Origin of the sequence: Humibacillus sp. DSM 29435, from assembly GCF_001758225.1 — a bacterium.
GTDB lineage: Bacteria > Actinomycetota > Actinomycetes > Actinomycetales > Dermatophilaceae > DSM-29435.
Genome location: NZ_MAST01000045.1, coordinates 92,702 through 115,182, shown reverse-complemented (window position 1 = coordinate 115,182; position 22,481 = coordinate 92,702). Strand labels below are relative to the sequence as shown.

The following is a 22,481-nucleotide window of genomic DNA, read 5'->3' as shown; positions in this document are numbered from 1 at the left end:
GATGCTCGAGAAGACCGACGACGCCGATGACGCGCCCCGCCCAGAGGCAGCCACGCCGGCAGACCGGGCGCTGCGCGAGTCGACCCTCGTCGTACGCGCTCAGGACGGCGACGTCGCGTCGTTCGAACGGCTGGTGCGCAGCTACGAGAAGGAGCTGCTCCGACTCGGTTACCGCATGCTGACCGACATCGGGGAGGCCCAGGATGCCGTTCAGGACTCGCTCGTGCTCGCCTGGCGTCGGCTGCCCACCCTGAAGGACCCTCAGGCCTTCCACGCGTGGGTCTACCAGCTCATGACGCGGCAGTGCCTCAACCTGCTTCGGGCCCGAAAACGGAGGCGCACGAGCCTGACCCACGAGGGTGACGTCGGGCACGATCCGCACCGTTCGGCAGGGGTCGAGGCCGACCCACCGTCGGCGGCCGCCCAGACCTCGGCCTTAGGCGCGGGGCTCGACGTCGCCCTCACCACCCTTCCCGCGGAGCTGCGCGCGTGCTGGGTGCTCAAGGAGCTGCACCACCTGTCGTATCCGGAGATCGCCTACGCCATCGGCGTACCGGTCGCCACCGTTCGCGGACGCATCGCTCGCGCCCGGCTTCACCTAGCGAGAGGGATGAGCGAATGGCGCTGAGCGAGACCGGGCGGCTCGGCTGCGGCCGCGACGTCGACGATGTGTGGGCCAACATCAACCACGAACCCGACAAGCACGAGGCCACCTGCCCCGACTGCCAGGCGGCTCGTGCCGACCTCGCCGGTCTGGCCTCGGCCACCACGGCCATGGTCGAGACCGACCGCGACGACGACCGCCTGGTGGGCCGACCTGGCGCCCTCGCCGCGATCGTCGCCATCGCGCGCACCGAGGTGCGCCGCGGCAGAACCCTTCCGCTGCTCACGGCATCCCCTGACGCTGCGGGTCAGGTCACGATCAGCGAGCAGGCGGTCGCGAGCATCGTCCGCGAGACGTGCGACGGCTTCGACGACGTCGAGGGGCGCCGCTGTCGGGTGACGGTGGTGAACGAGCAGCCCGGCCAAGCCCCAGCGAGCGGCGGTGGTGCCACCTCACTCGCGGTGCAGCTCTCCCTCACCGTGGGAGGCTCGGTTCGCATCCCGCCGCTCGTCACCGAGCTCCGAGACCGTGTCGCCGTCGCCGTCGAACGTCGAGTCGGCGTGCCCGTCGCGTCGATCGCCATCCACGTGGAGGACCTGCACGATGCCTGAGACTGTCGATGGTGAGCGCTCGCTCGAGGAACGGCTGGCTCTGGCCGCCGGGGCCGTGCTCGGAGTGGCGCGGCTCGAGCCTTCGTTGGCGCAGGCGATTCGGGGGCTGGCCCGGCTGGGCAGCGCGACCTCGTCCGCGGAGGCAGACTCACCCGACGGGGTGTCGGTCACTCGACGCGGGGATGCCGTCGACGTGGCGGTCGAGATCTCGGTGACCGGGCCGAGCACCGCCCTCGAGACCGCCGTCGCCGTGCGTGCGGCCGTGCTGGCCGAGCTGGCGCTCGCCTCGGTGGGGGGCGGAGCCGTGGACGTTCGGGTGCTGTCGGTGGATGCCGCTGTCGCCGGGCACGAAGAAGACGTGCTCGGCACGTCTGCGCGCTGACCTCGACCTCGTGCGGTTGTCGCTGAGCCTGAAGACCGGGCCGACGCCCGGTTCGAGGCCGTCACCAGGCTGCGACCGACGACCGGGAACGACTCAGGCGTCGAGCCACTGCTCGCCCGCGAGCGCGCGGGCCACCAACGGTGAGGGTTGGCGACCGAGGAGGGTGGCGACGGCGAAGTCGGCGGCGATGCCGTCGAACGTGCCGTGATGACGCAGCATGGCGTGCTTTCCGCCGTCGACGGTGACGTAGGCCACCTGGGCGGTGCGGGCCAGGTCTCGGGCCACGGCCGCCGAGTTCGCCGGCCGGGCGATGCGGTCGGCGTCACCGTGCACGATGAGCACCTGCGTGCCGACGAGGTCGATGCGGCCCTCGTCGGGGTAGACCCACGGCGCGAGCGCGACTGCGCTGCGCACCTCGGGTCTGGTGGCGGCGAGAAGGGCGGCTCGGCCCCCCAACGAGTGACCCACCAGGCAGGTCGGAAGGCCGCCTCCGAAGCGCTCGGCCGCCTGGGCCAGCGCCCACTGCACATCGGCGACCGGGGTGTGGTGGGCGTCCCACCCGCGCCGGGAGTTGAGCAGCCGCTGGACGACCAGCTCGTCGGGAGCGAGGTGGGCGATGCGAGCGGCGATCGGCACCATCCGCAGCACCGACAGCTGAGCCGGGCTCACCCTCATCGAATGACGCCGCGACGCCCCTCCATGGAGCACGAGCACGAGGCCCTTCGGGTCAGACGGCACCGACGTGTCGACGATCCGCGCCTCGCTCATCCGCGGGCGGCCTCGGCCGGCCCACCGGCGTCGACGGGAGAAGTGGCTGACTCGTCTCCGGTCGCCACGCCTCGCAGCAAGGCCAGGTAGTCGGAGGCGTCGCGCACCCCGGCCAGGGCCGCATACCCGTTGGCCACCAGCACGGGCACCGACGTGATGCCCAAGGGCCCCGCGGCCTGCTCGTCGCCGCGCACATGGTCGGCGAACTCCTCGCCCGCCAGCACCGACGCGACCCGGCGCTCATCGAGCCCGCACTCAGCACCGGTCCGCTGAAGTACCAAGGGGTCATCAAGCGCCAGACCCTCGCTGAAGTGCGCCGACCAGAACCGTTCGGCCGCGGCCGACTGCAGCGCGTGACCGCCCAGGGCGAGTGCCAGCGCACAGAGCCGGTGGGCGTCGAAGGTGTTCGCCCAGACCGCGCGGCCCCAGTCGAAGACCAGACCGTCGCCGGATGCCGCCTGCTCGACCTTCGCGTTCATCAGCCGACCGGTCTCGGCCCCACCGCCGTGACGGCATCCGAGATGCTCGGCCACGGGCACGCGAGACCCCCGCGGGAAGTCGGGCTCCAGCTCGAAGGCCCGCAGGGTGATGGTCACGTCGGCCGGACGCTCGAAGGCGGATACCGCCGCGTCGAGCCGGCGTCGCGCCAACCACGACCACGGGCAGACCAGGTCGACCCAGAGGGCGAGGTCTATGGGGGTCGTCGAGTCGGCCGCTTGCTGGTTGGTCACACTCATCGCTTCATCCTGTCACTGGAGCCCCGGGTGTCGAGAATCGTCGACGGCTGCACAAGCAGGCTCAGCACTGTGAAGAAAGCCGCCTGACTCACCGGTGGTGCACAACGTCAGGCGCCCGACCTTGAGGGCCGGTTGCCGGTGGCCACGAAGACGCACACCGGCGCATCGGCTGACGAGACGCAGTCGACGTGCCGCACGCCCCGGTCTGAGCAGATCCCGTGGACCGAAGACCGCCAAGCCGCTGTCCACCTCAGCACGAGCGAACCAGCGCAACCCGTGAGCGGTTTCAACCGCAAGGTCAGCTTGCGGCTGTGGTTCAAAGTGACGAACGCGGACGAGGAAGCAGGTGTCGGTCTGCCCGTCCCAGCCAGCCAGCCAGCCATTGGGAATGTACCGGTTATCCGCCATACGGACCCGTGTATGTGGGCATCGTCGAGCCCCAGCTCTTTAGAGAGTCACCCTTGAAGTTGACGAGAAGGACGCTGGTTTCGTCGTCGAGCATCAGTGCCCGGTCGGCTTGCCGAAGACGAACCGCACCCATAGCTGTGTACTCAACACACGGGAAGGAACCTCCGCACGAGTAGCCGCAAAGCGTTCACGGTGGGGATTACCGGGTCACACGTAACCACACGGCGGAGCGTCCGGTGCCCTGCGGCTTCAGGAGCCCTTCGCCCTTCAGCTCATTGAGGACGAGTCGAATGGTCGGATCGCTGATTCCGGGTAGCGCAGCTCTGACATCGGAGATCGCAAAGACGGATGCACCATGGCTCAAGACGTGCTCACGCACGCGTTCGGCTTTCGTGCCTCCAGACCTATCGGCGCCGACACCCTCGGCGAACCGGGCGTAACCGCGCGCAAGGAGCTGGCTGAAGTACGCCAGCCAGGGCCACGGGTCGTTCGCGTGGTCGTTCCAGTCGTGAGTTGAGTCGAGCAACGCCTGGTAGTACCCGTCGGCCGATTCGGCGATGAGCTGCTCGAGCGAAACGTAGCGACCGACCCCATACCCGGCCTCGGCGAGAAGGGCGTTCGTCAGCGCGCGTGCCACACGGCCATTGCCGTCGTCGAACGGGTGGATGATGAGCAGATCAAGGACGAACAGACCGATGAGAAGCACTGGGTGGTGTTGGTTTGCCCTGACGGCATCGACGTAGCGGTCGATGAGCTCGGCCGCGTAGGACTCGGTGCGAGCGGCCGGCACGGGCTTGAATCGGACGGTCTGGACTCCCTCGGAGGACCGGTCGACGACAAGGTTGTCGCTCGCCTTGAAAGTCCCGCCCGTGGCTTTGGTATCCGCGAACAGCAGCCGGTGCAGGTGAAGGAGCAGGCCGACGTTCAGGGGGCGCCAGTCCTCGGCGAAGAGGTAGTCGAGGGCAGAACGGTAGCCGGCGAACTCTTGTTCGCTGCGGGTGCGCAGATCGATGGGCTTGTTGGCGATGATGGCGGCCGCACGGCTGCGGTTCGTGACGATAACGCCCTCGAGGGCAGATGACGCGGTGATGCTCGCCACCCGAGCACGGTTGGCTAACTCGGTGAGCAGGTCGGGCACCTGGTTGAGGTACAGGCCCTCGCTGCCCTGGCCGCGGTCGATGTCGCGCAAGGTCATCACCAGAGGCGCTGGCACAGCGCCGAGAGCTCGGTCAAGATCGACGAACGAGTGCACCAGAAGCCCTCACAGACGGTCTAAACTAGATATTGTGACGGTCACTTATATAGTTTAGGCCGTCTTGATGGTCATTCGGCGACATGACTCCGGTTCATCTGCTTCAGGTCGTGCGGTCATCAGCGTGGAACGTTCACCCCCCATGGCCGTGGATCGTGCGGTAGCGAGGAGCGCCAAGCGTGGTCGACGTCACCCGTTCCGGTGGGGTGCACGTTGGGTTGACTCGGTCAGCCCCGGCGTTGCAACCCACTTCCCTTGATCACACGCCGATGGATACCGCCGCGGAGGCGTAACGCTGCGCTTCATCCAGGAGGTCGACTCCCTCGACGCCGGAAGCCACGCACTCGTTGGTGGTTGCCATCCGGAACAGCAGGGCGCGGGCGACCGCAGCGACAGACACGTCGACGCGGTCCAGCAGAGATGGGTGCGCACCATGCCAAGCGAGTGCGTCCGCGACGACGATGCCATCGGCGTACTCCGGCGGTCGCCAATAGGGCGAGATGTCGATGATGGACGGGACCATGCCCAGGGCGAACAGGACGTTCACCGTCAGATCCCCATGGACGATCTGCGGGGCACTGAGCGGCTCGAGGACGTCCTGCAGGCGTCGGGCGATACCGGCGAACTCGTCGCAGAAATGGATCGGTCGTTCGCCCCAGGCGGCTCGGTCCGCTCGCGCCCACCAGTCGTGTCGCGCGTCGAGGCAGTCCGGTCGGTGCAGGTGCGCGACCGCCCGGTGAAACGCTCTGCCGGCCTCGATGATCTCGACCCAGGTCGAGGACGCCGAGAAGTCCGGCGCGGTGCCCTCGACCCGGTGGGTGGCCGACCAACCCTCGAAGGACCACGATCCGCCCCGGGTGCTCGCCGCTCTGGCGATGCGGACCTCGTCTGATGCGAACTCGACCAGAGCCTGCGCCAGCCACTCGTACGTGCGGCTGGTCTCTGGCTTGAACACCAAGCCACCTGCACCCCACGACGTGCCCTGACCGCCAGTCACCGGGTGGGGTGGCGTGCTCACCGCGAACGCGCTCAGAACGGTCGTGGGAGGCTGGCCAAGGGACACCGTCCACGCCTTTCCTTCTTCGTCCACCTGCAGAAGGCGGACCGTTCGCTATCGAGCGGGCACGGTTCTGCTCGGTCCGGCGATGTGACGGTGCGTCACCGGCGACGCCCAGCGCGCGCTGGTAAGAGCCTTCGACCCCACCGCGGTCCGTGCGTGCTGAGAGATGGCGCTACTCGACGCGGAGTCGTTCGACGAGTTGGGCTCCTGTCTGCATCTCCCGTCGGCACAATCGCAGTGCCGTCGTGTTGGACCACCGCGCGGGGAGACATCTCGCGGCCCGCTCGCCGGAGGCAACAAGCCGCTTTTCAGTGAACTCTGTCATGCGGCCAACCTTGGCCGATTCTCGACAGCGGGTGTTGGAGTGGTCACGCACGACGTCGAACGGCCACGGACGCTGGTGCGTCCGTGGCCGTTCGGCGTGGAGGAGTCGAGCCGCAGGGCGGCTCGGGTCGGCGCCTGGGGCGCCGATCACCGATCAGAAGCGGCCGTAGCCCGAGGGCGCGGTCCAGATGGAGTGGTTGCCCGTGACCGTGCCGGGACGCTGGGCGTCGGCGAGACGGCCGGAGCTGACGTAGATGCCGACGTGGTAGGCCGGGTAGCCGAAGAACACGAGGTCGCCGGGGCGGGGGCTGGACACCCGGGTCGCCGCCCGCTGCTGCGCGCTGGCCGTACGCGGGATCGAGATGCCGGCACGGCCGTAGACGTACTGGGTGTAGCCAGAGCAGTCGAAGCCGGAGGTGCTCGTGCCGCCGTAGACGTACGGAACGCCGTAGAGCGACTGCGCAATGCCGGCGATGCCCGAAGCGCTCTGAGCCCGCACGGGGGCCGGAGCCGGGTTGGACGCCTTGGGAGCGGTGTTTGTGGTGGTGCGCGTCGTCGAACGCGAGGTGACCGCGGTGCGGGTCGTGGAGCGAGACGCACGAGCCTCGGTGGCCCGACGCTGGGCGGCCGCCTCGGCCCGAGCCTTCTCCGCGGCCTGTGCCCGGGCCTTCGACCGTGCTTCTGCCTCGGCCTTGACCTTGGCGGCAGCCTCGGCACGCTGGGTCTTGACGAGGATGTCCTCGATGACGATCGGGGCTGCCGGGCGGGCAGCGGTCGGAGCCACGTAGCCGACCGAGGAGAGCGCGGTGGCACCCTGTGCGGTGGTGGCGGCGACCGGACCGACGGCGGCGGAACCGGCCACGGTGGTGCCGGCCGCGGCGACGAGTGCAGACCCGTTGTCGGCCGCGAACGACGGGGCGGCGAAGGACGCGACGAGCCCGCCAGAGGCAGCCACGATCGCGGCGCCCTTGACAGCCGGCTGTGCGGACTCCTTGGCGATGAGCGTCAGCTCGGCAAGCGGGTTGAAACGACCGGGGGCACGATGGCGCCCGGGAGCGATGTGAGCCACGTTCTACCTCTCGACGCCTACGAAGTGAGCTGTCGGGTTCGGGCTAGAGGTACGTGCCCGGCCCCCGTCAGGGCCCGTGTGGGCCCCTTCGAAGGGCTTCACCCCGAGGACGTCTCGCGACGCCCGAAGAAGTGGTTCCCCCGCTCCTGCCGTGTGGGATTGCAACGAACCTCGGATCGGTGGCAGGACTAGGCGGTCCGATCCAGGCCCTCGCCCGACGGGTGAGCGAGTGGGACAAAGGTAGCGAACGCTTTGGCAAATGTCACGCTGAGGTCACGGTGGGGCAGACACCGGGTCGAGCCAGGCCCGCCGACGACCTCAGACCGGGGCGCAGTAGACGTGAGCGGCGATGTCGTCGGGCAGGGAGACACCGCTGTGCGGGTCGCCACCCTGCCGCACCGCGATGACCCGACCGGCCTCGCGCACCACCTCGACCGTGGCACCCGGCACCACGCCCGCGCTGGTGAGCAGGCCAAGAGCCTCGGGATCGACCTGGACCGGCTCGCCGATACGTCGGATCAGCACCACTCGGGGGGTGTCACCGGCAGCGTTCGCCAGCGCCGACAGGCCGGTGAGAAACTCTTCGGCTCCATCGACCCCGAACTCGGCCAGGCCGGGGATCGGGTTGCCGTAGGGCGACTCGAACCCTTCACCGATGAGACCAAGGATCTTGCGTTCGACCTGCTCAGACATCACGTGCTCCCAGCGGCACGCCTCCTCGTGCGCGAACTCCCACTCGAGCCCGATGACATCGACGAGCAGCCGCTCGGCCAGGCGGTGCTTGCGCATCACGCGCGTAGCGAGCAGCCGACCGTGCTCGGACAGCTCGAGGTGACGGTCTCCGGAGACGGCCACCAGACCGTCGCGCTCCATGCGGGCCACCGTCTGGCTCACCGTGGGACCCGAGTGCTGCAGCCGCTCGGCGATGCGCGCACGCAGGGGGATGATGCCCTCTTCCTCCAGTTCGAAGATGGTGCGCAGGTACATCTCGGTGGTGTCAATCAGGTCGGTCACGGTCCTACCTTCTCAGATTTCGAACGCGTCCTGTGTCGCTCGCCACACACAACGTCCCCAGGGTCGTACCCCTTCCCGCTCACCTCGGAGCGGCCCGTCCGTACGGCCGTGAACGGCATCCGAAAAGTCCTTGCCGACTCAACGGACCCGAGTTACCGTCGACTCACCGAACCCGAAGGGAGGTGATCCGCGAAGTGATTTCTTCCGGAACGTATGAGGTGGCCGCGCGATAACCGCGTCTGCCATCCGTATCCAAGGATGAAGCAGGGCGGTCCGACTCGTCGGACCGCCCTGTTCCTGTTCTCGCCCGTGCTCTGCGTGGGCCCGGATCGATGGGCTTCGCTCAGCGCCGTTCAGGGCTGACGCCGGGAGACCTCCCACGACGAGGCGTCGGCCAGGTCCCCCCGCCCGGTGCGGGTGAACACGAGGCGGTCGTGCAGCCGGTTCGACCGACCGGCCCAGAACTCCACCTCGTCACAGCTCACCCGCCAGCCGCCCCAGAACGGCGGCACGGGAACGTCGGCGTCGCTGCCGGTGTCGGGGTAGCGGCCCAGCACTTCAGCCCACCGGCGCTCGAGGTCATCGCGCCCGGCTGACGGGCGCGACTGGTCTGAGGCCCAGGCAGAGAGACGGGAACCGTAGGGTCGGGAGTCGAAGTAGGCCTCCACCTCGTCACGCTCGATCAGGCTCGCCCGGCCCCGGAACCGGATGGAGCGGAACAGCGCCGGCCACGTGAGGCTGAGCGCGACCCGCGGGTCGGCCTCGATCTCGCGGCTCTTGCTCGACTCGAGGTTCGTGACGAAGCCGGGGCCGCGTTCGTCGAAGAACCGCATCAGCACGGTGCGCACGTTGGGCGCCCCCGAGGCATCGACGGTCGCCACTGACACCGCGGTCGGCTCGGGAACGTCGGCGCGCTCGTCGGCGGCGGAGACCGCGTTCTCGATCCAGGCGCGAGCCTGCTCGAAGGGGTTCGGGAGGAGGTCGCTCTCGAGCAACCCCGCCCCCGTGTAGTCGACCCGGCGCACCCCGTGGGGGCCGGGGCTCTGCGCCGATGTCGTCATGGTCCCAGACTAGGCTTGAGCCGAGCGGGACCGACCGGCGCGGAGCCCGGGTCAGGTTCGCGAGGCAGGAAACGACGCCGCAACGGGTAGGAGCCACGCATGGCAGGCAAAGGAAAGCTGGTCGTGGTCGCCTTCAAGATGGGCGCGAAGTACGGTCCGCAGATCTGGGTGGCGAGCAAGGCCCTACGCGAGCCGGCCAAGGAGGCCGCCGCCAAGCTGCTGACGAGCGAGAAGGCCCGCCGCTCGGCCTTCGAGCACGCCAGGGCTCTCAGTGACGGTTCGGTGCTCAAGGTGCCGCAGACCGGAGAGACCCTCTGGGTCGTGTTCAGCGGCGATACCGCGGTGACGGTCTACCCGGCTTCGAACGTGCCCCTCAGCGCTCTCATCGACCGCGTCGACCTGACCCGGCGCCTCCGGCCGGATGACAAGGTCAAGGTCACCGACCGCGCCAAGGACGCCGCGGATGCCGCCCTACGCCGTGGCGACAAGCCGATCAACCCCGGCCCGGTCCAGCCGCGCCAGGGCTCCTCCGACGCACCCTGAGCACCATCCGGGACCGACCCGGTGACCCGGTGACCCGGCCGGTGCAACTTCAAGCGACCTAGTCGACGACCCGGATGCCGAGCTCGGCCGCGAGCAGGTCGGACAGGTCGATGACCTGCAGCCGGCTCAGGCTGGCGCCGCGCAGGCCGGCGAGACCCCGTGGGGCCCGCAGCTGCGCTCCCGACAGGTCGAGGTCGGCGTAGCGCCCGCGGCCGAACTCCGGTTCGAGCAGGGTGCACCCCTCAAACGTCAGCCCGTCGACCGTCGTCTCCTGCAGGTCGAGCGAGGTGATGACGCAGTCGACGAAGGCCACGGTCTTGAGCTTCGCCCCGCGAAGGTTGAGGAAGTCGATCTTGCCGCCCGTGACCGTGACGTCGCGCCAGGTCGAGGCCCAGGCCGACACGGCGCCGAGCCGGCATCCCTCGAGGGTGGTCTCCACGAGGCTCGCCTCGGGTAGCGACACACTGACTCCGTGCACGCCCTCCCAGGCGCACTCCGACCAGCGCGAACCGTCGAGTCGAACGGCGTCGAGGGTGGCGCCCACCAACGAGCACTCGATGAAGGTGTGCCCTTCAGCGTGCGCTCCCGAGAAGTCGGTGCCCTCGAAGCGCAGCGCGTCGTGATCGCTGTCGAGCTCTCGACCCGACCCGTTCCCGGCGAAGACGCCCGCGGCGTAGCGGGTCTGGTCAGCGGCAGAGGGCATGCGAGCGAGTCTGACAGGTGCGCCAGGCCGACCGAGCGAGCGACTGCGGGCACGGGCGAGTGCCGGCCCTCCCGGTCCACCCAGCGAGCAGTGAGGTCCACCTGTTGGGATCCTGCGGTTCAATGGAAGCGGTGACAAGGGCGTCATCTCATCGCCCAACCCACCGCCACGCATCAGCGACGTGGCCGCGAACCGAAGGTGAACCCGTGACCACAGCTTCCCCCGTTGCCCCGCAGACCCAGCCCGTCAGCATCCCCGCCGAGCTGTTGCCCGCCGACGGACGCTTCGGCTCCGGACCATCGAAGGTGCGTCCCGAGCAGGTCGACTACCTCGCCTCGGTTGCCCATTCGGTGCTCGGCACCTCGCACCGCCAGGCCCCGGTGAAGAACCTCGTCGGTGACGTGCGCTCGGGCCTGCGTGAGCTGTTCGGCCTGCCGGACGGCTACGAGATCATCCTCGGCAACGGCGGCTCGACCGCGTTCTGGGACATCGCGGCCTTCGGTCTCGTGCGCGACCGTGCGCAGCACCTGGCCTTCGGTGAGTTCTCGAGCAAGTTCGGCGCGGTGACGAAGGCCGCCCCCTTCCTCGGCGAGCCGACGATCATCAAGGCCGACCCGGGCACGCTCGCCCACTCGAAGGCCGAGGCCGGAGTCGACGTCTACGCGTGGCCGCACAACGAGACCTCCACCGGCGTGATGGCGCCGGTGAAGCGGGTTGAGGGTGCCGACGACGATGCCCTCGTGCTCATCGACGCCACGTCGGGCGCCGGCGGCCTTCCCGTCGACATCACCGAGACCGACGTCTACTACTTCGCCCCGCAGAAGTGTTTCGCCGCCGACGGCGGGCTGTGGCTCGCTGCGTTCTCGCCCGCCGCCCTCGCCCGCGTCGAGCAGATCGCTGCGACCGGCCGCTGGGTGCCCGACTTCTTCAGCCTGCCGACCGCCATCGACAACTCGCTGAAGAACCAGACCTACAACACCCCGGCCGTGGCGACGCTGGCCCTGATGAAGAACCAGCTCGAGTGGATGAACGGCAACGGTGGTCTCGAGTTCACGACCGCGCGCACCCTCGACTCGAGCACGCGGCTCTACACCTGGGCCGAGCAGACCTCGTACACGACGCCTTACGTGGCCGATCCGGCCGCCCGTTCGCAGGTCGTCGGCACCATCGACTTCGACGACGCCATCGACGCCGCAGCGGTCGCCAAGGTGCTGCGCGCCCACGGCATCGTCGACGTCGAGCCCTATCGCAAGCTCGGGCGCAACCAGCTGCGTGTCGCGATGTTCCCCGCCGTCGACCCCGACGACGTGTCGAAGCTGACCCAGGCCATCGACCACGTGGTCACCGCGCTGAGCTGAACGGCATCCGATGCCAGCTGAGCAGCATCCGGAAGGCGAGAGCCCGGATGCCGCTCAGGCGCCGGCGATGCGCGGTGCCCCGGGGTCGGCACCGCCGTTGGTGGTCGCGCGCAGGAACTCCTCGATGTTCTCGACGTCGGTCACGTTGCGGCGCACGACATCGAGCAGGTCGCGCATCGCGCTGACCTCCTCGACCTGCTCCTTGATGAACCACTGCATGAACTGGTCGGCGGCAAAGTCGTGCTCGTCTCGAGCCACCGCGGTAAGCGCGTTGATCTGCTCGCTGACCCGCTTCTCCTGCGCGAGCGCGAGCTCGACCGGCCCCACCAGGTCGGTGAAGTCGGTGCTCGGCGCCGCCACCCCGGGGATGCGCACCCGGGCGTCGATGTCGAGCAGATAGCGCACCATCATCATGGCGTGGTCGCGCTCCTCGAGAGCCTGCCGGAAGAACAGCGCCGCCATCTCGGGCATGGTCAGGTCGTCGTAGTGCACGGCGATCGCCACGTACTGCTGGTGGGCTGCGAACTCGTGGCCGATCTGCTCGTTGAGCAGGTCGACGAACGTCTGCGATGCCATGGGCCGCTCCTCGGCGTGTGAGGCCGCCACTGTTGCGCGGCCCGTTCGTGCAGGACTGCGACACATCCTAGGGACCGAGCCGCGGGTTGCGCGTTGACCGTTCAGCGTTTGACGAGCGCCGCAACCGCGGCGATCGCCACGAAGAGCACGAGGGCGCCCACGGTGATGCGGTGGCGGAACTTGAAGTTCATCGCACGGCCTCGGGTGTCGCCGATCCGACCGGAGCGACCTGCACGCGCAGGTGCGGTCGGCGCCGCAGCTCGAAGCTCACCGCCAGATCGTCGCGGCGGTGCACCCAGACGGCAACCGCCGCGAGGCTGAGGCCGACCATGATGGTGCCGATGGCAATGGTCCAGCGCGCTCCGAAGGCGTCACCGACCCAGCCGATGAGCGGGGAGCCCAGCGGTGTGCCGCCCATGAAGATCGCCATGTAGAGAGCCATGACCCGGCCGCGCATCATCGGGTCGACGCTGATCTGCACCATGGCGTTGGCGGTGGTCAGCGCCGTCAAGGCGGCGAGCCCGGTCGGCACGAGCATGATCGCGAAGGTGAGGTAGGTCGGGGCGAGAGCGAGCAGACCCGTCGACGCGGTGAAGCCGACGAGCGCCGCGATCAGGACACGCATTCGCGGGGTTCGCCGAGCCGAGAGCAACGCGGCCGCCAGAGACCCCACGGCCATGATCGAGCCGAGCAGGCCGTACTCCCCCGCGCCCTTGTGGAACACCTGGGTGGCCATCAGGGCCATCGTCACCTGGAAGTTCATCCCGAAGGTGCCGAGCACGAAGACGAGGAACAGGATCAGCTTGATGTCAGGGCGGCCCTTGACGTAGCGCAGGCCCTCCCTGATCTGGCCCTTGCCTCGGGCCCTCGGCGACGGCGTCAGCTCGTCGGCGTTCATGCGGGTCAAGGCGAAGAGCACGAAGACGAAGCTGGCCGCGTTGAAGAACAGAGCCTGGCTGATGCCGAACCCGGCGATGACCAGGCCCGCCACGGCGGGCCCGATGAGGCGCCCCAGGTTGAACGAGGCGCTGTTGAGGGCCACCGCGTTCGACAGGTGCTCGTTGTCGACCATCTCCGAGACGAAGGTCTGCCGGGCCGGGTTGTCGACGGCGGTGGCGACACCCTGGATGAACGCGAGGAGGTAGACGTGCCAGAGCTCTACGACGCCGAGAGCCGTCAGCAGCGCCAGCAGCAGGGCGGTCGTGAGCAACGCCGTCTGGGTCAGGAAGAGGATGCGGCGCTTCGGGAAGCGGTCGACGAGCATGCCCGCCCAGGGTGCGAGCAACAGGAAGGGCAGAAACTGCAGACCCGTCACGAGCCCGAGCGCCGTGGCCGAGTGGTCGGTCAGAACCGTGAGCACGAGCCAGTCCTGGGCCACCCGGCCCATCCAGGTGCCGACGTTGGAGACGATGGCGCCCGAGGCGTAGACCCGGTAGTTCCGGATGCCGAGGGAGTGGAAGGTAGGGCTCATTCGCCGGCCACCTTCGCGAGCACGTCGCTGGCCCGGTTCAGCAGGTCGCGCTCGTCGTCGGTGAGGCCCTCCAGCCGTTCGAGCATCCACTCGTCACGGTGCCGGCGCACCCGCTTGATCGTCTTGCGGCCCTCAGGGGTCAGGCTGAGGATCACCTGCCGGCCGTCGGTGGGGTCGTCGGCGCGAGAGACGAGGCCGCGGTTGACCAGGCCCTGCGTCGTGCGGCACATGCTGGGGGCCGACACGTTCTCGATCTCGGCGATCTCACTGTTGGTGCGCGGGGCGTGCTCGAGTCGGATCAGGGCCGAGAACTGGTGCGAAGCCAGCTCGTTGTCGCTCTCGTAGCGGACCCGGCGCGAGATGCGCATGCAGGCGATGCGCAGGTCGTTGGCCAGGGCGACGCGCTCACTGCGGCTCAAGGTCGTGCTGTCGGTGGGGCTCGTGTTCTGCAAGTTCAGGTCCTCGGAAGTCTCGTTCAGATCAGTTCCTTAGCCTAACTCATTAGCACGCCTAAGCATTCCGACGACCACCGTTCGACCCTCCGAACGTGCCCACGACACCACCTGCGCGACGCGCGGCGCGACGCGCCAAAAGTGTTGGATCCACGACACCACCTGCGCGACGCGCGGCGCGACGCGCCAAAAGTGTCGGTTTCACGACACCACCTGCGCGACGCGCGGCGCGACGCGCCAAAAGTGTCGGATTCACGACACCACCTGCGCGACGCGCGGCGCGACGCGCAGAAGGTGCGGGTGGGCGGGTTCGAGCGAGGCTCCGATGGGCGGCCAACCCCTGGCAGGCGGGTCGACCGGCGAAGTCAGCCGGTCAGCAGGGCCTCGATCGGCGACTTCGCGAAGTAGATGACGAACAGCCCGGTCACGACCCAGAGCAGCGGGTGCACGGCACCGGCCTTGCCCTTGGCGATCTTGATGACGACCCAGGCGATGAAGCCACCGCCGATGCCGACAGTGATGTTGTAGGTGAACGGCATCAGAACGATCGTCAGAAAGGCCGGGATGCCGATCTCGAGGTCGTCCCAGGCGATGTTCTTCACCTGGGTCATCATCAGGTACCCCACGATGATGAGCGCCGGTGCGGCGGCCTCGGACGGCACGATCGCGAAGAGCGGCGCAAGAAAGGTTGCGAGCAGGAACAGCACCCCGGTGATGATCGAGGCGAGACCGGTGCGCGCCCCTTCACCCACCCCGGCCGCGGACTCGATGTAGGAGGTGTTGCTGCTGACCCCGCCGGCGCCACCGGCGATCGCGGCGATGGAGTCGACGGCGAGGATGCGGTCGGTGCCGGGAGGGTTGCCCTCGTCGTCGAGCAGGTCGGCCTCGGCGCCGATGGCCACGATGGTGCCCATCGTGTCGAAGAAGTCGGCGAGCAGCAGGCTGAACACGAACAGCACCGCCGTGATGATCCCCAGCTTCTGGAACGAGCCGAGCAGGCTGAACTGGCCGAGGATGCCGAGATCAGGGGTGTTGGTGATCGAGGCCGGCAGGCTCGGCACCGTGAGGGCCCAGGAGTCGGGGTTGGTCAGCGCGCCCTTGTCGTCGAAGACCCGTGGACCGATCTTGGCGATCGACTCGACGACGATGGCCAGCACCGTGGCCGTGACGATCCCGATGAGGATGGCGCCCTTGACCTTGCGGATGAGCAGCACGGCGATGAGCAGCACTCCGACCACGAACACGACGGTCGGCCAGCCGTTCAGGCTGCCGTTGATGCCGAGCTCGCTGGGCACGTTGCCCGGCGAGCTCGGGCGGCGCGCGAAGCCGGCGTCGATGAAGCCGATGAAGGTGATGAACAGCCCGATGCCGACCGAGATCGCCACCTTGAGCGGCCCGGGGATGGCGCGGAAGACCGCGGTGCGAAAGCCGGTGAGCACCAGCACGAGGATGATGATGCCCTCGATGACGACCAGGCCCATCAGGTCGGCGTAGGTGATCTTCTCGCCCGAGTGGGTGAAGATCATCCCGGCGATGAGGGCGTTGATCCCGAGCCCGGCGGCCAGGGCGATCGGGAAGTTGGCCACCACCCCCATCAGGATCGACATGACGCCGGCCACCACCGCGGTCCCGACGGCGACGAGCAGCTTGCTCTGGGCCAGGTCGGTCGTGCCGCCGATCATGTTTCCCGAGCCGTCGACCACCCCGGAGAGGATGATCGGGTTGAGCACGATGATGTACGCCATCGTGAAGAAGGTGACGACCCCACCGCGGATCTCGCGAGACACGGTGGAACCGCGCTCGGTGATGCGGAAGTAACGGTCGAGCCCGGAGCTACCGGGGCGGCCGGGGTTGAGCCGGCGGGCGCGTGTTTCGGTCGACATGGCGCACACCATAGTGGCCATCCGCATCCCGCCACGCCTTACGCTGACCAGGTGAGCGACCAGACCCCGATCGAACCGATCCGTGCGCCGATGTTGCGCATCGTCGAGATAGGGCTGGCCTGTTGGCTCGTCGCGCTCGCCGTGACCCTGGCCGTGCCGAGCCTGCACCAGGGCGCCCGCGACTGGTGGCCATGGACGTGCGTCGCCGGCTTCGTGCTCGGCGGGTTGGGTTGGCTCTACGTGCGCCGGGGTCGGGGCAACGCCCACGACGCCTGACGGCGAACAGCCGCAGCCCGGATGCCGCTGAGCTCAGTCGGCGTGTGCCTCGCCTGGCGAGCCAGCCACCTCGCCCTCCTCGACGCCAACCGCCTCAGCAGCAACAGCGGCCTCAGCAGCGTCGTGAGCCGGCGGGGCGTCGGTGGCCTCGCTGGTCTGCCCGACCGGCTCGGACGCTTCGGGCGGCGCCTCGTCGTTGAGCTCGTCGCTGGGCAGTTCCGTGGGCTCGTGCTTCGGCTGGTTGAGTGCCGGTTCGAGGTCGACCGCGAACTCGTCGACGATCGGGTGCCCGATCGAGACCGGCTCGGGCGCGTCCACCTCGGTTTCGGAGTGGGCACCACAGCCGTGGTCGAGGGAGATGACCCGGCCGTCAGACGGGCTCCACTCGTTCGCGCACACTCCGAACGTGGCTCGGAGGGCGCCCGGCAACGGCAGGAAGTAGCCACAGGTGGTGCAGCGCGCACTGGCCTTGACGGAGACGTCTGACGTCGGCCCGCCCTCACCGGCGTACCAGCGGCTCGCGGCCTCGTCGCGTCCTTCGGCCGACAGCACGCGCGGGCGACCGAGCCCGAGCTCGAAGAAGGCCATCTGGTCGACCTCCTCCTCCCCCGACGCCTCGAAGCCGGCCTCGAGGTAAGGGTCGTCGGCACGGTAGGGCAGGGTGTCGCCGGCGCCGAGGTCGCCCGGCGCCAGCCGTTCGGCGTAGGGCAGCCATTCGGGGGCGAGCACGGCGTCGGCGGTCGGCAGCAGGTTGGTCTCGCAGACCGTTGCCACCTTGCCGCGTGGTACCCGGGCCACACTCACGCCCCAGCGCCAGCCGCCGTACCCGGCGGACAGACAGGCGAACCAGTGCATCCCGAGGCGTTCGCCGAGCGCCTCGAAGCCGAGGTGCTCACCGACCGTGCCGGGCTCGGCGACCGGTTGCAGGGCCGCCCTGGCCAGCTCGACGGCGCCGGCGAGAACGGCATCCTGCTTCGGTCGGGCCGCGGTCGTGGTGATCGTCACCGGCTCAGGCCTCCAGCTGGTCGGCAAGACCGCGCAGGGCCCGGGCCACGTTGGCCCCCATCTTGCGGTCGGGATAGCGCCCGTGGCGCAGTCCCTCACCCACGCCGTCGAGCAGCTGAACGACGTCTTCGATGATGACGACCATGTCCTCGGCCGGGCGCCGGTCGCGTTCGCGCCGGTTGGCGGTGACCGAGACCGCGGGCTCGAGCAACGAGACCGACAGCGCCTGGGCACCCCGGCGACCTTCGACGATGCCGAACTCCACCCGTGCACCCTTCTTGAGGCTCGTGACGCCCTCGGGAAGCACGCTGGAGCTGACGAACACGTCGGCCCCCTCGTCTTCGGCGATGAAGCCGAAGCCCTTGTCGGAGTCGTAGAACCTGACCTTGCCAGTCGGCACAGTGCACCTCGTCGATCGTTCGGGACGAACCGGCACTGGGCACGGTTCGACAGCGCTGCTCGCGCTGGGCTCCAGCCTATCGGCTGACCGCAACCCCGATTCCCACCGCCAGGCTCCGGTCGAGCGAGTCGGTCAGCCGGGTGAGATCCCCCAGGTGCCGGTCCACTCGTCTCCCGGCGCAAGGGTCACCAGGGACGTGCGGGAGTTGAACGCGTCGGCCGGGCAGGTCATCGGCTCGACGGCGATGCCGGCGAGGCCCTTGTGCAGCCGGGCGGCGCCGGTGAAGACCTGCAGCCAGGTGAACGCCGGGTCGGCCCACAGCGTCACCCTGCGGTCGTCGGCCGCCACGCTGACGCGCCAGCGGCCGTCAGCATCTCCGTCGATCTCGGTGTAGGCGGTGTCGAGGTCGGTGCTGCCCACGGGACGAGCTTCGCGGAAGTCGTACTCGGTGTGCTCCACCGGCAGGGTGGCCACAGGCAGAGACCGCTCGTCGACCTCGACCCGCTGGTTCGCCGGGACCGTCAGCGTCACCTCGGACAGCTCGGTGTCACCGATCGAGAGGTAGGGGTGGGCGCCGTAGCCGAAGGGCGCGTCGGCGCGCCCGACGTTTCGGGCCGTCGTCGTGACCACCAGGCCCGAGTCGTCGAGCCGGTAGGTGGTGCGCAGGTCGAGGTGGTGGCGCCAACCGGGTTGCGGGTGCAGGCGGTAGCCGACGGTCACAGACGAGTCGGCGTGCTCGACCAGCTCCCACAGAGCCCAGCGCACGAGCCCGTGGCTGGCGTTGTCGAGCTCGACCTCGGTGAGCGGCAGCTGCTGCGTCACCGTGTCGCCCCAGCAGTAGCGGCCGTCACGGATGCGGTTCGGCCATGGCATGAGCTGTTGGCCCCGGCCCGACTGGCAGGGTTCGTCGGTGTCGTACCCGGCGACCACGTCGACGCCGTCGTGGGTCAGCAGTCGTAGCCCGCCTCCGACCTCGACGATGGTGGCCGCGAAGCCGCCGTGGGCGATGGTCCACTGCTCACCGGTGGGGCTCGGGCCCGGGTTCGACGGATCGGGCGTGGGCAGGCTCATGCTGCAACCGTAGCGGCCCGGGGCTCGGCCGCGGCGGGGCAGAGAGCGGCGGGGCATAGAGTTGACCGGATGCCCACCCCGCGCCGCAGTCTTGCTGACGACATCCGCGGCCGTAGCGACTCCGAGCTCACCGACCTCGTTCTCGCCCGGCCGGATCTGGCGCGCCCGTCGCCGGCCGATCTCACCAGCCTGGCGGCTCGGGCGAGCACTCGGGCCAGTGTGCAGCGGGCGGTCGAGGCGCTCGACCGCGGCCATCTGCAGGTGCTCGAGGCACTCGTCATCGAAGGTGGCGACGTCGGCGACCGGCCCAGCACCGAGTCGCCGTCGAGCGAGCTGGATGCCGCGGGCCGCCGCGACAGCGAGCCGGGCCTCTTCACGCTCCTGGGGGTCGAGAGCACCGGCGACCGGGCCGTGGTCACCGGGCTGGTCGACGACCTGTGGCGCGTCGGTCTGCTGTGGCGCGGCGACGACCGCGAGCACCACGTCGTGCGCACCGTTCCCGAGGTGCTCGGTCCCACGGTGGCCGGGCTCGGGGCGCCGATCGAAGAGCTGCGTCCCTCCCTGACCCCTCGCCACGGCGACCCCGAGGCTCTGCGGGCGACCATCGACGCCGCCCCCTCCCCCGCCCGGGCCATGCTCGAGAAGATGACGTGGGGCCCGTCGCTCGGGGTGCTGCCCCAGGAGCGCGCCGGCTCGAGCAGCGCCCGCTGGCTGATCGAGCACCATCTCCTCGTGCCGGTGTCGGCTGACCGGGTCGCCCTCCCGCGCGAGGTGGGTCTCGCCCTGCGCTCGGGTCGTCTGCACCGCGACACAGTCCTGGTGCCGCCTGAGGTCACGACCCGTGCGGTGTCACTCACCGACGCCGTGGCCGGCGGGTCGGCCAGTGAGCTGCTCACGCATCTCGATGAGCTGGCCGCGGTCTGGGGCGCCGAGCCGCCTCGGGCGGTGCGTACGGGCGGGCTGTCCGTTCGCGACCTCAAGGCGACCGCCGCCGCCCTCGACCTTGACCTCGACCGATCGGCGTTCGTGGTCGAGATCGCCTACGCGGCTCGGCTGGTGGCCGACGACGGCGAGGTCGTGCCCGTCTGGGCGCCCACGTCAGAGGTCGACGAATGGTCAGCTTCGGAGGCCGGGCACCGTTGGGCATCGCTCGCGCTGGCCTGGGCCCGGTCAACCCGGGCCGCCCACCTCGTGGGCCGCAAGGTCGGTTCGGGGTTGTCGGCGGCCAATGCGCTCGGCCCCGACGTGCAGTGGCCGGCCATCCGCGGCATCCGTCGGGAGGTGCTGCGCGAGCTCGCCTCCCTGGAGGCCGGCCTCTCGCCCGACGCCGAGTCGTTGCGCGAGCGGCTCTTGTGGCGCCGACCGCTGCGACCGGCATCGGTGCTCTCCGACGCGCTGGATGCGGTGCTTCGTGAGGCGGAGTGGCTGGGCGTGACGGGTCGCGGCGCCCTCTCGGCACCCGGCCGAGCGCTGTCGGACGCGCTGCCCGGCACAGCCTCCCCGCGAGGGCGAACCGGCACCGCTGACGGCGCCTCCGACAGTGCGGGTCGGGCCGTCGCCGTGGCCATGTCGGCCCACCTGCCGAAGCCGGTCGACCACGTGCTCGTCCAGGCCGACCTCACGGCGGTCGCTCCCGGCCCGCTGGAGGGCAGCCTCGCCTCGTTCATGCGACTGTCCGCCGACGTCGAGTCCCGTGGTGGCGCCACGGTCTACCGTTTCACGCCCGCCTCGGTGCGACGCGCCCTCGACGCCGGGTGGACCGCGGCCGAGTTCATCGACACGGTGCGCCGGTCGAGCCGCACCCCCCTGCCGCAGCCGCTCGAGTACCTCGTGTCCGACGTGGCCCGCAAACACGGTCAGACGCGCGTCGGTGGCGCGTCCGCCTACATCCGCAGCGACGACGAGTCGGTGCTCGAGACCATGCTGGCGGCCCGCGAGCTCGCACCCCTGCAGCTGCGACGGCTCGCCCCGACCGTGCTGGTCTCGGGCGCCGACCCGCGGGTTCTCGTCGAGCTGCTGCGCGACCACGGTTTCGTGCCGATCCAGGAGGGTCAGGACGGCTCGGTCGTGCACGCGGAGGCGCCGCGCCGTCGAGCCGGGTCGCGGAGGCGCGCCGTGCCTCCCGCCGTGTCACCGGTCGACGCCGACTTCACCACGACCCTCGTGGCGGGGTTGCGCGCCGCTGAGGCGAGCGCCGACGAGCGGCGGGCCGTGGAGGAGTCGCGGCCCGGGCCCCGCATCCCGACGACCGACCCGGTCGTTACCCTGTCGCTGCTGCGTGACGCGGTTGCCGAACGGCACGGTGTCTGGATCGGGGTCTCCGACCAGGGCGGTGGGGTGGCTCGCCACCTGATCCACCCCCGCCGGGTCGACGGCGGGCGGGTGTGGGCCACCGACGAGGGTGGGCGCGAGAAGTCGTACTCGGTGCACCGCATCACCGGCGCCACCCTCGAGACCCCCTGACACCGTCGAGAGCACGTTTGGTGACACACGGACCGGGCTGTCGACCGCTACGAGGTGAGGGCGCGAACGACGTTGCTCGGGCTGGGCCGACCCAGCTGCTGAGCCATCCACGCGCTCGTCTCGACGAGGGCCTCGAGGTCGACTCCCGTGCGCACCCCGGCGCCGTGCAGGGCCCAGACCAGGTCTTCGGTGGCCAGGTTGCCGGTGGCCGACTTCGCGTAGGGGCAGCCGCCGAGGCCCCCGGCCGCCGCATCGACGACGGTGACGCCGTCGCGCAGCGCCGCCATCGTGTTGGCGAGCGCCTGACCGTAGGTGTCGTGGAAGTGGACCGCGACGCGGTCGGCGGCGATCCCGCGGGCTGCGAGCGCCTCGAGGAGCCGGTGCACGTGCCCGGTCGTGCCAACGCCGATCGTGTCGCCGAGGCTGAGCTGGTCACAGCCCAGGCCCATGAGCCGTTCGGCGACGTCTACAACCTGACCGATCGGCACCGGGCCCTCCCACGGGTCGCCGAAGCACATCGACACGTAGGCGCGCACCCACCTGCCCGCCTCCTGCGCCCGGGTCACGACCGGCTCGAACATGGCGTACTGGTCGACCATCGAGCGGTTGAGGTTCTTCTGCGCAAAGGTCTCGGTGGCCGAGCCGAAGATCGCGATGGCCTGCACACCGAGCTGTTCCGCCCGGTCGAGGCCCCGGGCGTTGGGCACCAGCACCGGCCGGCGCCGGCTCACCCCCGCGGCGCCCAGCGCGCCGAGCACCTGCTCGGCGTCGCCCATCTGCGGCACCCACGCCGCAGGCACGAACGAGGTGGTCTCGATAGTGGCGAGCCCAGCGGCATCCAGTCGCTCGATGAACTCCACCTTCGTGGCGGCGGGCACGACCGTCTTCTCGTTCTGCAGCCCGTCGCGCGGGCCGACCTCGTAGATGGTCACCTCGGCCGGCAGCCCGGATGCCGTCTCGACCTGTGGCGCTCGCATCCACCCATACTGT

Annotated in this window: 23 protein-coding genes and 1 riboswitch; of the genes, 7 read left to right on the top strand and 16 right to left on the bottom strand. The window is 69.8% G+C overall.

Going from position 1 to position 22,481, the window contains the following annotated elements; translation table 11 throughout:
- Position 1 precedes the first annotated feature (1 nt).
- Genes BA895_RS18595 through BA895_RS18585 form a run of 3 tightly spaced genes read left to right on the top strand, consistent with a single transcriptional unit; the run spans position 2 to position 1,597 of the window.
- The gene (locus BA895_RS18595; RefSeq protein ID WP_139142768.1) at positions 2-628 is read left to right on the top strand and encodes an RNA polymerase sigma factor; all 627 of its coding nucleotides are present in this window, start codon (positions 2-4) and stop codon (positions 626-628) included.
- Positions 619-1,215: an Asp23/Gls24 family envelope stress response protein gene (locus BA895_RS18590; RefSeq protein ID WP_070193373.1), complete on the top strand. Its 597-nt coding sequence runs from the start codon at positions 619-621 to the stop codon at positions 1,213-1,215. The genes BA895_RS18595 and BA895_RS18590 overlap by 10 nt, the downstream gene beginning before the upstream one ends.
- Positions 1,208-1,597: a hypothetical protein gene (locus BA895_RS18585; protein WP_070193372.1), complete on the top strand. Its 390-nt coding sequence runs from the start codon at positions 1,208-1,210 to the stop codon at positions 1,595-1,597. Before BA895_RS18590 ends, BA895_RS18585 begins: the two co-directional genes overlap by 8 nt.
- A 93-nt stretch (positions 1,598-1,690) precedes the next feature.
- On the opposite strand, the gene BA895_RS18580 is transcribed toward BA895_RS18585, so the two are convergent.
- The 7 genes from BA895_RS18580 to pdxH form a co-directional block, all read right to left on the bottom strand.
- Complete coding sequence (locus BA895_RS18580; RefSeq protein ID WP_070193371.1) at positions 1,691-2,365, bottom strand: alpha/beta fold hydrolase; 675 nt, start codon at positions 2,363-2,365, stop codon at positions 1,691-1,693.
- The gene (locus BA895_RS18575; RefSeq protein ID WP_070193370.1) at positions 2,362-3,102 is read right to left on the bottom strand and encodes a DsbA family oxidoreductase; all 741 of its coding nucleotides are present in this window, start codon (positions 3,100-3,102) and stop codon (positions 2,362-2,364) included. The genes BA895_RS18580 and BA895_RS18575 overlap by 4 nt, the downstream gene beginning before the upstream one ends.
- Positions 3,103-3,709: 607 nt before the next feature.
- Positions 3,710-4,705, bottom strand: a complete 996-nt coding sequence (locus tag BA895_RS18570; protein WP_070193512.1) for a Fic family protein — start codon at positions 4,703-4,705, stop codon at positions 3,710-3,712.
- 316 nt (positions 4,706-5,021) lie between these two features.
- Entirely contained in the window at positions 5,022-5,717 is a 696-nt protein-coding gene (locus tag BA895_RS18565) for a TIGR02569 family protein (RefSeq protein ID WP_139142767.1), read from the bottom strand.
- 583 nt (positions 5,718-6,300) lie between these two features.
- Positions 6,301-7,215, bottom strand: coding sequence for a C40 family peptidase (locus BA895_RS18560; RefSeq protein WP_070193368.1), 915 nt, complete (start codon positions 7,213-7,215; stop codon positions 6,301-6,303).
- A riboswitch (cyclic di-AMP (ydaO/yuaA leader) is annotated at positions 7,214-7,392 on the bottom strand. Its footprint overlaps the gene before it by 2 nt.
- A 141-nt stretch (positions 7,393-7,533) precedes the next feature.
- Positions 7,534-8,229, bottom strand: coding sequence for a metal-dependent transcriptional regulator (locus BA895_RS18555; RefSeq protein WP_070193367.1), 696 nt, complete (start codon positions 8,227-8,229; stop codon positions 7,534-7,536).
- Positions 8,230-8,582: 353 nt separating this feature from the next.
- Positions 8,583-9,290, bottom strand: a complete 708-nt coding sequence (gene pdxH / locus BA895_RS18550) for a pyridoxamine 5'-phosphate oxidase (protein ID WP_070193366.1) — start codon at positions 9,288-9,290, stop codon at positions 8,583-8,585.
- Between the two features lie 99 nt (positions 9,291-9,389).
- Here pdxH and BA895_RS18545 point away from each other — a divergent pair, with 99 nt between their 5' ends.
- Positions 9,390-9,833 carry a hypothetical protein gene (locus BA895_RS18545; RefSeq protein WP_070193365.1) on the top strand — a complete coding sequence of 148 codons (444 nt, stop codon included), beginning with the start codon at positions 9,390-9,392 and terminating at the stop codon, positions 9,831-9,833.
- A gap of 58 nt (positions 9,834-9,891) precedes the next feature.
- Here BA895_RS18545 and BA895_RS18540 read toward each other — a convergent pair whose 3' ends face one another.
- The gene (locus BA895_RS18540; protein WP_070193364.1) at positions 9,892-10,536 is read right to left on the bottom strand and encodes a pentapeptide repeat-containing protein; all 645 of its coding nucleotides are present in this window, start codon (positions 10,534-10,536) and stop codon (positions 9,892-9,894) included.
- A gap of 206 nt (positions 10,537-10,742) precedes the next feature.
- Between BA895_RS18540 and serC the strand changes: the two genes are divergently transcribed.
- Positions 10,743-11,894, top strand: a complete 1,152-nt coding sequence (serC, locus tag BA895_RS18535) for a phosphoserine transaminase (protein ID WP_070193363.1) — start codon at positions 10,743-10,745, stop codon at positions 11,892-11,894.
- 54 nt (positions 11,895-11,948) lie between these two features.
- Here the strand turns inward: serC and BA895_RS18530 are convergent, their stop codons facing one another.
- The 4 genes from BA895_RS18530 to BA895_RS18515 form a co-directional block, all read right to left on the bottom strand.
- Positions 11,949-12,470, bottom strand: coding sequence for a ferritin (locus BA895_RS18530; protein WP_070193362.1), 522 nt, complete (start codon positions 12,468-12,470; stop codon positions 11,949-11,951).
- A gap of 187 nt (positions 12,471-12,657) precedes the next feature.
- Entirely contained in the window at positions 12,658-13,941 is a 1,284-nt protein-coding gene (locus BA895_RS18525; RefSeq protein ID WP_070193361.1) for an MFS transporter, read from the bottom strand.
- On the bottom strand, positions 13,938-14,393 hold the full coding sequence (locus BA895_RS18520; RefSeq protein WP_070193360.1) for a MarR family winged helix-turn-helix transcriptional regulator: 456 nt from the start codon (positions 14,391-14,393) through the stop codon (positions 13,938-13,940). Before BA895_RS18520 ends, BA895_RS18525 begins: the two co-directional genes overlap by 4 nt.
- 365 nt (positions 14,394-14,758) lie before the next feature.
- Complete coding sequence (locus BA895_RS18515) at positions 14,759-16,276, bottom strand: NCS2 family permease (RefSeq protein ID WP_070193511.1); 1,518 nt, start codon at positions 16,274-16,276, stop codon at positions 14,759-14,761.
- A gap of 51 nt (positions 16,277-16,327) precedes the next feature.
- On the opposite strand from BA895_RS18515, the gene BA895_RS18510 reads away from it, so the two are divergent.
- Positions 16,328-16,552, top strand: coding sequence for a DUF2530 domain-containing protein (locus tag BA895_RS18510; RefSeq protein ID WP_070193359.1), 225 nt, complete (start codon positions 16,328-16,330; stop codon positions 16,550-16,552).
- 33 nt (positions 16,553-16,585) lie between these two features.
- On the opposite strand, the gene BA895_RS18505 is transcribed toward BA895_RS18510, so the two are convergent.
- The 3 genes from BA895_RS18505 to BA895_RS18495 all read right to left on the bottom strand — a co-directional run bounded on the left by BA895_RS18505 (position 16,586) and on the right by BA895_RS18495 (position 19,028).
- Positions 16,586-17,557 (bottom strand): DUF3027 domain-containing protein, encoded by a 972-nt coding sequence (locus BA895_RS18505; protein ID WP_083283532.1) that lies wholly within the window; start codon positions 17,555-17,557, stop codon positions 16,586-16,588.
- Positions 17,558-17,561: 4 nt separating this feature from the next.
- The gene (locus BA895_RS18500; protein ID WP_070193358.1) at positions 17,562-17,957 is read right to left on the bottom strand and encodes a cold-shock protein; all 396 of its coding nucleotides are present in this window, start codon (positions 17,955-17,957) and stop codon (positions 17,562-17,564) included.
- Positions 17,958-18,089: 132 nt separating this feature from the next.
- Positions 18,090-19,028, bottom strand: a complete 939-nt coding sequence (locus tag BA895_RS18495; protein WP_070193510.1) for an aldose 1-epimerase family protein — start codon at positions 19,026-19,028, stop codon at positions 18,090-18,092.
- Between the two features lie 69 nt (positions 19,029-19,097).
- Between BA895_RS18495 and BA895_RS18490 the strand changes: the two genes are divergently transcribed.
- Entirely contained in the window at positions 19,098-21,491 is a 2,394-nt protein-coding gene (locus BA895_RS18490) for a helicase-associated domain-containing protein (protein ID WP_070193357.1), read from the top strand.
- Between the two features lie 47 nt (positions 21,492-21,538).
- Here BA895_RS18490 and BA895_RS18485 read toward each other — a convergent pair whose 3' ends face one another.
- The gene (locus BA895_RS18485; protein WP_070193356.1) at positions 21,539-22,468 is read right to left on the bottom strand and encodes a hydroxymethylglutaryl-CoA lyase; all 930 of its coding nucleotides are present in this window, start codon (positions 22,466-22,468) and stop codon (positions 21,539-21,541) included.
- Between the last annotated feature and the right edge of the window lie 13 nt (positions 22,469-22,481).